The organism is Micromonospora sp. NPDC023633 (assembly GCF_040640035.1).
In the GTDB taxonomy this organism is placed as follows: Bacteria; Actinomycetota; Actinomycetes; order Mycobacteriales; family Micromonosporaceae; genus Micromonospora.
On sequence record NZ_JBFABB010000058.1, the window covers coordinates 33,045 to 43,033 of the forward strand.

The 9,989-nt window shown below is 72.0% G+C and carries 6 protein-coding genes; 3 read left to right on the top strand and 3 right to left on the bottom strand.

Annotated features, from left to right (window positions below):
* Positions 1–283: 283 nt before the first annotated feature.
* Together AB0G13_RS19365 and AB0G13_RS19370 are read right to left on the bottom strand one after the other, a co-directional pair.
* A complete protein-coding gene (locus tag AB0G13_RS19365) occupies positions 284–2,854 on the bottom strand; it encodes a helix-turn-helix transcriptional regulator (RefSeq protein WP_357875977.1) in 2,571 nt (856 codons plus the stop codon).
* On the bottom strand, positions 2,851–4,122 hold the full coding sequence (locus AB0G13_RS19370; protein WP_357875978.1) for an Hsp70 family protein: 1,272 nt from the start codon (positions 4,120–4,122) through the stop codon (positions 2,851–2,853). The genes AB0G13_RS19365 and AB0G13_RS19370 overlap by 4 nt, the downstream gene beginning before the upstream one ends.
* A gap of 296 nt (positions 4,123–4,418) precedes the next feature.
* Between AB0G13_RS19370 and AB0G13_RS19375 the strand changes: the two genes are divergently transcribed.
* The 3 genes from AB0G13_RS19375 to AB0G13_RS19385 all read left to right on the top strand — a co-directional run bounded on the left by AB0G13_RS19375 (position 4,419) and on the right by AB0G13_RS19385 (position 8,718).
* Entirely contained in the window at positions 4,419–5,300 is an 882-nt protein-coding gene (locus tag AB0G13_RS19375) for an IniB N-terminal domain-containing protein (protein WP_357875979.1), read from the top strand.
* Between the two features lie 101 nt (positions 5,301–5,401).
* Positions 5,402–7,252 (top strand): dynamin family protein, encoded by a 1,851-nt coding sequence (locus AB0G13_RS19380; RefSeq protein ID WP_357875989.1) that lies wholly within the window; start codon positions 5,402–5,404, stop codon positions 7,250–7,252.
* Positions 7,249–8,718, top strand: a complete 1,470-nt coding sequence (locus tag AB0G13_RS19385; protein ID WP_357875981.1) for a GTPase domain-containing protein — start codon at positions 7,249–7,251, stop codon at positions 8,716–8,718. The genes AB0G13_RS19380 and AB0G13_RS19385 overlap by 4 nt, the downstream gene beginning before the upstream one ends.
* Before the next feature lie 230 nt (positions 8,719–8,948).
* On the opposite strand, the gene AB0G13_RS19390 is transcribed toward AB0G13_RS19385, so the two are convergent.
* Positions 8,949–9,500, bottom strand: coding sequence for a hypothetical protein (locus AB0G13_RS19390; RefSeq protein ID WP_357875983.1), 552 nt, complete (start codon positions 9,498–9,500; stop codon positions 8,949–8,951).
* Positions 9,501–9,989: the final 489 nt, after the last annotated feature.

Genomic DNA, 9,989 nt, shown 5'->3' on the forward strand with positions numbered 1-9,989 from the left:
GGTAACCCCGTGATGCCGCGGCGGCCGGCGGAGCCGGTGCCGGGCCTGCGACCAGATCGTCGCGTCGTGGAGTTAGCGGCCTTCCCGCCAGCACCGTTACACAGTGGACAAAGACTCAGCGTGGGGCCCGGCCCGAGCGGCGGCAGCTGTCCGCCAAGGGACGACACTCACTGCCGATCGTCACCCGCCGATACCGTCCGGGCTGCCCCCTGGCCGGTGTCCTGCCAACCGCTGCTTCGGCGGCGTCCCGCAGCCTGGTCGTAGATGGCCCCTCGAGGCGGACTCACGCCGGGGGCCGCTCCGGCCAGGGCTGTCGGGCGACGCTGCTCGACCGGTCGGAAAGGATCGTGCGCAGCAGGGTGAGCAGTTCGGCGCGGTTGGCGCAGTTGAGCCGGGACCGCATCCGCGCCACGTGGTGTTCCACCGTCTTGGCCGAGATGAACAGCCGGTCACCGATCTCGCGGTAGGTCGATCCGGCGAGCACCAGCTCGGCCACCTCACGCTCCCGGTCGCTGAGCCGGTGGGGTGCGGGGCCAGCGACGGAAATGGCGTCGCCGCCCGGTGGCTGCTGCCCACCCTTGGCCCCGGCCGGACGGCCCTGCAGCATCCGGGCACAGTCCAGCAGGCTCGTCATCGCCCGCCGGTCCTCGGTGCGGATCGCGGCCTGGCCGGCGAGCCGAGCGCCGTCCCAACGCAGCCCCACGTCGTGCAGGCCCCGGGCGGCACTCTCCACCCGGACCGGATCGACCGTCCCGCGCAGCACCTCGACCCAGCAGGCGGCGGCAGCGGCGACCACGGTGGCGTACCGGTTGTGGTCCGCCGCGTCGAGCAGTGCGCTCACGTGCTCGTCGGCGACTGCCGGCCGCTCGGCGAGGATCGCCGCGTGCAGGCCGCTCCAGTGCAGGGGCGCACTCCACAGCGGCGGATGACCGAGCCGGTCCAGCAGTTGCCGTGCCTCCAGCAGGTAAGGCTCCAGCCGGCTCAGGTGGCCCAGCCGCGCCCCGGCGACGGCCAACTCGCCGAGGGGCAGCAGCGTGAACAGGTCGACCGGGTGGCGGACCAGTGCGTCCAGCGCATGTCCCCAACCGCGCTGGAGCGTGCCGAGGTCGCTGTTGCGCCGGGCGATCCCCATGTCCAACGCCGTGGCGAAGAGCAGGTCCCGCGATTCGAGCGGCGGGCCACCGTTGGTCACCGCGGCGAGGCGATCGGCCGCGAAGCCGGTACGGCCACGCACCATCGCGAGCCAGGCCTGCAGCAACCGGTGCCGCCGGCCCATCAGCGGACCGCCGGTGCCCCGGGTCACGGCCCGGTCGAGCACCCCCTCCGCGGTGTCCAGTTCGCCGCAGTGCATCGCCGTGAGCGCGGCGAGGGCCGCCGGGCTGTCCGGCAGGAGCACCGCCCGGCCGGCCGGTTCCAGCAGCGCGGCCGCCTGCACGAGGGTGGACAGCGCGGCGGTGGGTGGCCCGGCGACGCTGTCGCGTATCGCGTCAGCCATCAGCCGGGCGGCGCTGTGATGCAGGGTGGGTGGTCCACCGGCACGGTCGCCCGCCGGCGGACCCGCTCCGTCGACCTGCTGGCCGATGGCGAGCGCACCCAGAGCGGCGAACGCCTCCGCCGAGGCGCCTTCCGACCACCGGTACAGCTCCACACTACGAGCGACCTGGCCACGGTGCGCCAACACCGTCGCCGCGACCACCGCCGCCTCCACCTGGTCGGCCGCAGGGGCCGCGGCAAGGCGCCGGTCCGCCAGCCGCAGTGCGAGGTCGAGATCACCGGCGAGTGCCGCAGCGACCGCCTGCCGGGTGACGGCAGGCCGCCCGGCGGCGGTGGCCGCGGCGAAGAGCTCCGCCGCGACTGCCGGCTCGCCGGCCAGCGCCTCCTCGGCAGCGGCCTCGAGCGTCGGCGCCGGACATTCGTCGGTCACCCCGGCCGCGAGCATCGGGCGGACCAGCGGTAGCACCGGCCCGCCCCGGGCGAGCTGCAACCGGGTGAGCCGAACCCAGACCGTGGTGCGCTCGGTGGCCGGGCTCAGCACGGTCACCGCCCGCCGCACGATCGGCGTGAGGCGGCCGTCCGCACCGAGCAGCCCGGCCGCCCGGGTTTCGCCGATCAGCTCATCCACTTCGGCCGGCTCACGACCGAGCAGCGTGCCGAGCAGGTCCACCGGCAACGGCACGTCGGCGGCGGCGGCCAACAGCAGCCGCCGAATGTCGGGGGCCAGGTCCTCCAGATCCGGCCCGAACTCGAGGATGACCTGCGGGGACGGCTCCGTGGGGAGGCCCGAACGATACTCCTGGCCGCGCAGCCCACGGACCAGTCGTTCGACGTCGCGGGGCACTCCGCCGGTCTGTCCGTGCACGAAGTCGACCAGGTCGGGGTGTCGGTCGAGCTCGGGCGCACAGGCAAGGTAGGCGGCCGTCTGCTCTCTGGTGAACGGGGTGAGCAGGACGAGGTGCCCGTCCCGCCGCAGCGCAGCGGCCAGCTCGACCAGCGCCGCCGGCCGGGGCCACGGTCGGTAGCCGACGATGAGGCGATGCCGGCGGGCGGCCACCAGGTGACGCAGTACCCGCAGCCGGGCGTCGTCGAGCAACTGCGCGTCGTCGACCAGCAGCACCGTGTCCGGGTCGACCGCATCCGGCTGGTCGGGGGCGCTCTCGAGCACGGTGATGCCGGCCCGCCGGTAGACCCGGGCCAGTGCCTGGAGGTACGCACTGCGGCCGTGGCCGCCGGGACCTGTGACGCCGAGCGCGAGCGGAGCCACCGGAGTCGCCGCCACCGCGTCGAGCACGGCCTGCGACCCTTGGTCCAGCACGAGCCGGTCCTCGCCGACGCCGCTCATGATCATGGCGGTCATCCTTCACGTCCCCGCTTACGGGTCAGCACCAGGCGGGACGCCTTCGGCAGTTCCAGCGGAGTGATGCGCACCGGGGGACGCGGTGGTGGCTCGCCGCCGACCGCACGGTGGTGATCAGGTCGATCGGGTCGGTGCTGCGGCGGGGTCGCCCGGCCCGCACTGCTGACGAGATGGGGTTGGCGGTGGGGATCCTGACGGCGGAGGCGCGGTGAGACCATCTGGCAGGCGGCCAGGGCCGCGCCGGTGGCGGCGGTCAGCTGCGGATCGGACTCCACCTCGACCGGCACCGGAAGGGCTGCGGCGAGCAGTTCGGCCACCAGCGGGATCCGGGTGGAGCCGCCGGCGAGCAGGACGCCGTCGAGCTGCGCCGGCAGCAGCCCGGCAGAGTGGACGGCCCGAACCAGCAGGTCGACCGTCACTTGCACCACCGGGCGGATCATGTCTTCGAACTGCACCCGGCTCACCGGCACACGGGCCGGCCCGCTCGGCAGGGTCACCAGCACGTCAGTCTGCGTGCCGACCGTCAGCTCACGCTTGGCCCGCTCGCACTCCGGCAGCAGTCTGCCCAGGGCGGCATCCGTCTGCCGCGGGCCGTCACTGCCGAACTCGCGGGCCAGAACGGTTCGCACGTGCTCGGCCAACGCCTCGTCGAAGTCGGCGCCACCGACGCAGTCCACACCCTGGGGCAGACCGAGGGTCTCGTAGGTGCCGTGCGGGCTGCGGCGCACCAGGGCCGCCTCGAAGGTGTCGCCGCCCAATGCGTAGACGACGGCCGTGCTGCCGGGGAAGCCCCGCGCCGCGTGGCTCTCGGCCACCGTGACCGTGCAGGGAAGCAGCGTCACGTGGTCCAGGCCGAAATCGCGCAGGGCCGTGTCCAGCAGGTCCCGCCGGTGCTGGCCCCAACCTGCCGGATGGCTGAGCACGACGGCCTCGGCGGGCTCGCCCTCGCGCTCGAGCACTCGTTCGACCACCCACGTCGTCATCGCCGCCGTCAGCGTGTGCGGCGGCCACGCCTCGTCGGCGAGCATCAACGGCACATCGTCGCCGACGCGCCGGACGAAGCCTCGGGCCGTCCGGGCCCGGTCGTCGATGCCGGGCTCGCCGACCACGAGCGTTCCGTCCATCGTGAGGTGCAGCACCGACGGCACGGCCATCGACCCCGTGTGCAAAGGGACGCCCTCGGGACGGCTCCAGGTCGCGCCCTGTCGTCGGGCCACGGTGGCCGCGGTGTTCGTGCTTCCGATGTCTATCCCCAGGACGTACGGCATCCGCTCTTCTTCCTTCACCCGAGCTGGCCGGTCGGTGGCGACGGCGTCCGCTCCGTGCGGCGACACCCCGGCGAACCCCGTGGGCTCCTACGTTCGTACCAGAGATCACTCCGGCATCAGGACCCTAAATTCCGCCGACCCGGGTCCCCCATTCCCCCTAACGTACGAGGGGGTGCATGCCCTAGTCCGGCGGAGGGGCTCGCGGGCTCATCCCCGATGACCGGGGTCGGTCGCCGGCCATACCGTCACTGTCGACGATCAACGGTCGCTGACGCACCTCGGAGGAGATCCCGCTCATGACCCTGCACGACTTCGTGCTCAATCTGCTCACCGACCCCGATGCCAAGGCGGCGTTCGACCTCGACCCGGAGGGCGCGCTGCAGGCTGCGGGGCTCACCGACATCACCCCAACGGACGTGCAGGACGTCGTCCCGCTGGTGGTCGACTACGCCCCGGCCCACGGACTCGCGCCGATCGCCCCGGTTGCCGGTCAACTTGGAGCCGACCCGCTCCTGGCGGACGTCACGGACGGGGTCAGTCACATGCAGACCGTGACGCCGGAGATCACCATCAGCGGCTACAGCGGCGTGGACGCCAAGGCCGGCGTGCTGGGAGCCATCGCCGTCGATCCGGCGGCCGCCGCCGTCGGGGCCACCGTGCTGCCCGGGATCAGCCTGAGTTTCGGGCCGGACGGTCTGGGCGCCGATCTGATCGGCGTGCACGACCTGGCGCACACCCTCGACGCCGATGTGGTCGGCGTCGTGGACACGACGGCCGACCCGATCGTCGGGGACGTGGCCGGCACGGTCAGCCACCCGGACACCGTGCTCGACGGCGCTGACGGTCCGCTCGGCGCTCCGGACGGCCTGCTCGGGGGCACGGTGCCGGGCACCCAGGGCCAGGTCGACGGAGTTGTCGGTTCGCTGGGTGTCGACGACGCCCTGGGCGGGCTCGGTCTGGGCGACGGCGCTGGCGGTGTGGTTCCGCCCGTCGACGTGCCGTCCACCGTGGGCGGTGTGACGGGTCAGGTGGACGGCGTTCTCCCGGGCGTCACCGGCGCCGTCGGCGGCCTGACCGGTGGCGTCACCGGCGGGCTGACCAGCGATGCGGGGAATCACGCCGAGGCGCCCGACTCGTCCGGCGGCGGCCTGCTGGGCCTCACCGGCGGTCTGCTCTGACTCGGTCCATGTGGGAGGGAAAGCCGGATAGCTTATGCTAATCCGGCTTTCTCCGCATCCCTCTTGATATGTGAGCCGAAATCAGCACACTTGGTGCGGTGATGGCGGGGATCTGGTTGGACGTGCTCGACGGGATGGCCCGCACCTGTCGCGAACACGGACGGGGCGATCTGCTCCAGGTCGTCCGGGACAAGCGTGTCCAACTACTCGACCCGGCGCTGCGGGTCCTGGTCATCGGTGAGCCGAACCAGGGTAAGAGCCAGTTGATCAACGCGATCGTCAACGCCCCGGTCTGCCCAGTCGGCGACGGCCGCACCACCGTCCTGCCGACCGTGGTGCGGCACAGCGAGGTCGCCTCGGCCGCGGTGGTCCACACGCCGTCGACAGGAAGCGGGGCAGTCGCGTCCGCAGCCTCGGCGAGCGCCGAACGGACCGCGGTACCGGTGGGCCAGATCGCCGCCGCGGTGGCCGGCACGCTCGGGCGACGGCCCGGTGGCGGCCACGCGTACGTCGACGTCACGTTGCCGCGCGCGCTCCTCGGTGCCGGGCTGGTCCTGGTGGACACTGCCGGCAGCGACGAGGTGGCTACGATCGGTGGCGGCACCCCGGTCGCCGCGGTGCACCGCGCGGACGCCGTGCTCCTTGTCTCCGATTCGACCCGGGAACTCTCGGTCGCCGAGATCAACATGCTGCTGCACGTCGCCCGGTCCCATCCCAACGTGGTGGTGGTACAGACCAAGATCGACCTGGTGCCGGACTGGCGTGCGGTCGCCGAGCGTAACCGGCGGCATCTGGTCGAGGCCGGCGTGCCCGCAGCGCTGATTCCGGTCTCGTCGGCGTTGCGTCTGCGAGCGGCCGCCACCGACGATCGCGGGCTCAACACCGAGTCGGGCTTCCCGGTGCTGATCGCCCGGCTTCAGCGGGACCTGACCGGCAAGGCCGACGTGCTGGCCCGCGCCTCGGTGGCGTTGACCGCTCGGACGGTGGTGGAACAGCTCGCCGCGCCTCTGCGCGCCGAACTGGAAAGCCAGGAAGCCGAGCAGCAGTCCGGCCCCATTTCCCGCCTGCACGCGGCCCAGCGGGAGGTCGACGAGCTGCGTCGCTGCTCTACGCGGTGGCAGAACACCCTCATCGACGAGGTGGCCGACCTGCTCTCCGACATCGAGTACGACCTGCGCGACCGGACCCGGCAGATCCTGCGGATGGTCGACGAGGCGTTCGACACAGCCGATCCCCTGGTCGCCTGGGACACCTTCCAGGAATGGCTTGAACAGAGCCTGGTCGAGGCGGCGGAGGCCAACCACGAATGGCTGATCCAGCGCTGCGACTGGACCGCGCGCCGGGTGGCTGCCAACTTCGCCCGGTACGGCTACGACGTCCTGCCCCCCTGGTCCCTGAGCGTGCCTGAGGACCTCGGCGACCGGCTCCCGGAGATCGAACGGCCGAACATCGACCGGTTCACCGCGAGCCAGAAGGTGATCACCGGCATGAAGGGCTCCTATGGCGGCCTGCTGATGTTCGGCCTGGCGATGACGCTGGCCGGCATGCCGATGATCAACCCGGTCTCGATCGGCGCCGGCGCGCTGTTCGGCGGCAAGAGCATCCGCGACGAGGGCAAACAGATGCTCCGCCGCCGTCAGTCGACCGTCAAGACGGCGATCCAGCGACACGTCGACGACTTCTTCGTCCGCATGAACAAGGACTGCCGGGACACCACCCGCCAGGTGCAGCGGATCCTCAGAGACCACTTCACCGCGCTGACCGAGGAGTTGCAGGAGGCCATCGTCCAGTCGTTCCGCACCGCCAAGCAGGCTGCCGACACCGACGCGGCAGTCCGTGAGCAACGCCAGCGCGAGATCCGGCTCAAGATGACCCGGCTGGCCGCGCTCTACGACCAGGCCCAGCAGTTGACCGCCCGGGCCACCCCCGCGAGGCTGGGGCCCCCCGCGTGACCGTCGGCCTGCGGCTCGGCGAGGCAGTGTGGGGGCTGCTGCAGCACGCCCTCGACCTCTATCGGGACAATCGCCGGGCCACCGGTCACCTCCGGCACCAGTTGGCCCGGCTCGAACAGCCGCTGCGTGTCGCGATCGCCGGCCCGTGGCGATCCGGCAAGTCCACGATGCTGAACGCGGTCATGGGCGAGGAGGTGGCGCCCGTCGGCGACGCGGACGGCACCGGAGTATTCACCTGGTACGAGGACGCGGCGCGACCGCACGCCATCGCCTACTCGACCACCCACCCGCCGCAGGAGCTGGCCATGACCAAGTCGGCGACCGGGATGCGGGTCGACCTCGTCGGCTGGCGGGCGGGCGAGCTGCGCGACATCGTGGTGCGGTGGCCTACCCGGGCCCTGCGACAGCTGACCCTCATCGACACACCCGCGATCACCGGCATCGACGAGCACGGGCGGGCGCCGGTGATGGACAGGGCGCTGCGGGACGCGGACGCGGTGCTATACCTGACGCGCGACGGTCGCGGCACCGACCTGCGGGTGCTCGAGTCCAGCCGGGAAAGCGCGGTCGGGCAGGCGGCACCGGTGACGGCCATCCTGGTGCTGGCCCGGGCCGACGAGACCGGGGGTGGACGGATCGACGCGCTGCTCACCGCCCGCCAACTCGCCCGCCGGCAGTACCGCGACCCCCGGGTGAACGCACTCTGCCTCGACACCGTGGCGTGCAGCGGGCTGATCGGCCTGGCTGGCCGGGTGCTCAGCGAGTCCGACTTCGCCACGCTCGCGCAGTTGGCCCGCGTGTCTCGCGAGGCACTGGAGCCCCACCTGCTCTCGGCCGACCGCTTCGCCGTCGGCGAACTGCCCGTCCGGCTGGACGCCGAGGTACGCGCCGGGCTACTGGACCGGCTCGGCCTCTTCGGGATCAAGCTCGCGACCACCCTGGTCCGTACCGGCTGCGACGACCGGGCCAAGCTGTCCGCCGAACTCATCCGCCGCAGCGGCCTGACCGAACTACGCGAGTCGGTGAACCGGTTGCTCCTCGACCGGCGGGACGCGCTCAAGGCGCGTTCGGCGCTGGCGGCCGTGGAGGCACTACTGCGAGCCGAACCCGAACCGGGCAGCGGTGAACTACTCGCCATGCTGGAGCAGATCCTCGCGGGCGCACACGAGTTCCGGGAGCTGCGCCTGCTCGCGGCGCTGCGAAACACCCGGCTCGGATTCGACACCGAGCTGGCCGCAGAGGCCCGGCGGCTGGTCGGCGGCGACGGCATCGGTCTGGCCCCCCGACTCGGGATCCCACACGACGTGACCGTGCAGCAGCTCTGGGAGGCTGCCTCCGACGCCCAGTGGAGGTGGCGGAAACGGGCGGAGGACACAACGCTCCGGCTAGCCCAGCGGCGCGGGGCGCAGGTCGTCGTCCGCAGCTGCGAGGGGATGCTCGCCGAACTGGCCGAGGGTGGCCGGTGACGTCCCGACCGACCGTGCCGTAGCCAGCCGCGTGGACCGCTCAGGGGCCGAGGCCAGTACGCAGCATCAGCTTGGGAATTGTCGATGTGCGGCTGCCAACAGACCGCACGGCCTGGTCGGCTCGGTCCTCAGCGGCCTGGTCTGCCCCTGGCTGGCCTACGCCAATGGCACGCTAATGGCACGGGCGTTGGTGACCGCTGATGCCCGTCGGTGACCGTTCGACGAACTGCTTACTGGCCCGTGGCTGGCCCGCGCGTTCGGTGGCTGCCCGCCCTGGTCCGATGCCGCCACAGGGCCACAGCGACCAATCCGGCGGCGAGGACGGTCAGCATCGCACCGGTCGCGAGCCGCCAACGGCCCGGCCACTGCTCAGGCGTAGGTGCTGCCGTGGCAGGCGTCGGGGCCGCTGCCGGAGCGGACGGCGTATCCGGCAACTGGCGTATCCCGATACACAGCCCCGTGGCGCCGTCGATGGAATTCACCCGGTACCGGGTGCCAGCGCGGAAGTCGTAGCCGCAGCTGGCCTCGCCGCGGCTCACGGCCAGCCTGAGCGTGGCATCTGCCCCGGGATTGCCCTTCTCGACCGACTCGACCGCGAGTTGGACGGCCCTGTCCGTCACCCCAGTGACAGTGCCGACGACGATAAGGTCCGCCCGCTCGTCCTCCTGGTCGGGCCGCAAGGCGCACGAGCAGGCCCAAGCGGGCTTCACCGGTGAGGCGAGCACGGCCAGGCCGAGGCTGAGAGTGGCCAGGACAGCCAGAATCGTCGCGCGCAGCTTCATACGATCACCGACGCGCGTGAAGCCACAAGGGTTCCATGCTGACGTCCACGTTGACGCGGATCTCCTCATCGGGCAGTCCCCGACCTTCCAGCCTCCCCAGACGGGGACAAGGTGGAGCGCCTCACCAGCCGAACGACCTTGGCCCCGTCCGGGGAGGCGGTAGCCCTTGTGGTCCCCGGCGAGGGGATCCGCGGCGGCATCTCTGAGGAGGGTCGGGGTGCGGGACGGAGCCCCCAGGGTCTTCAAGGTCTTGTTGTCTCCCCAAGCGTGGCCGGCCGGCCCGGCCGATGCCGGCCGGAGGTCGCCAGCAGGCCGGGGCCGGGCCGGCGCGGCCCGCTTGCGGGCCGCCTTGATCTGATAGAGCGGAATTCGGCAACTGCTCGCGCTGCTCTGCTGTCCCGTCACGGGAGATGCTTGACACTCGCGTCCCACCAGATGCTTGACATGATCATTATCCGGTTTCTTCATCGCGTGATGGTTGCGGTCATC